The organism is Methylobacterium sp. D53M (assembly GCF_053345625.1).
Genome location: NZ_JBKFAL010000081.1, coordinates 1 through 881, shown reverse-complemented (window position 1 = coordinate 881; position 881 = coordinate 1). Strand labels below are relative to the sequence as shown.

Annotated in this window: 1 protein-coding gene; it reads left to right on the top strand. The window is 73.1% G+C overall.

Annotated elements, in window-relative coordinates; genetic code table 11:
- The coding region (locus ACLBYG_RS31570; RefSeq protein WP_447684084.1) for a polysaccharide biosynthesis/export family protein at positions 1 to 881 on the top strand (881 nt) is incomplete at both ends.

Genomic DNA, 881 nt, shown 5'->3' with positions numbered 1-881 from the left:
AGCGCGATCCAGGCCGGGGCCGAGGTCGCCACGGCCGACGGCGGGATCCTTGCCCGCTACGAGATCATCGACGTCACCCCCTCCGTGGTCGAGGCCCTGCGCGGCCGCCCCCTCGACAGCCTGCTCGCCTCCTTCGGCGACCATCGCCCCTCCTCCGAGCCGGTCATCGGCATCGGCGACATGGTCTCGGTCTCCATCTGGGAGGCCGGATCCGGCGGCCTGTTCTCCGGACCCCTCGTCGCCGACCGCTTCTCCGCCGGATCCAAGTCCGCCCTCATCCCCGAGCAGCCCGTCGGGCGCGACGGCGCCATCTCGGTGCCCTATGCCGGCCGCATCAAGGTCGCCGGCCGCCGCACCCAGGACGTCCAGGCGCTCATCGAGAACGAACTCGCCGGCAAGGCCATCCAGCCCCAGGTGCTGGTCTCGGTCACCCGCCCGATCTCCCAGGCCGTCACCGTCACCGGCGAGGGCGCCGCCGGCGCCCGCCTGCCGCTCTCGGGCCACGGCGACCGCATCCTCGACGTCATCGCCGCCGCCGGCGGCAACCGCGCGCCGGTCAACGAGACCTTCGTGCGGCTCTCGCGCGGGCCGGTGACCGCGACCGTGCCGCTGACCACAGTGGTGTCGAACCCGCGTGAGAACATCTACCTGCGGCCCAACGACGTGCTGACGCTCGTGCGCGACCCGCAGACCTTCATCGCGGTGGGCGCGCTGGGCAACAGCACCGAGCTGCCGTTCCAGGCCGACGGCATCACGCTGGCGCAGGCGCTGGCCAAGGCGCGCGGCCTGTCGGACTTCGCCGCCGACCCGGCCGGGACGTTCATCTTCCGGTTCGAGCCGGCCAGCGTCGTGCGCCGGCTCAGCCCCGGCTCGAAGCTTCT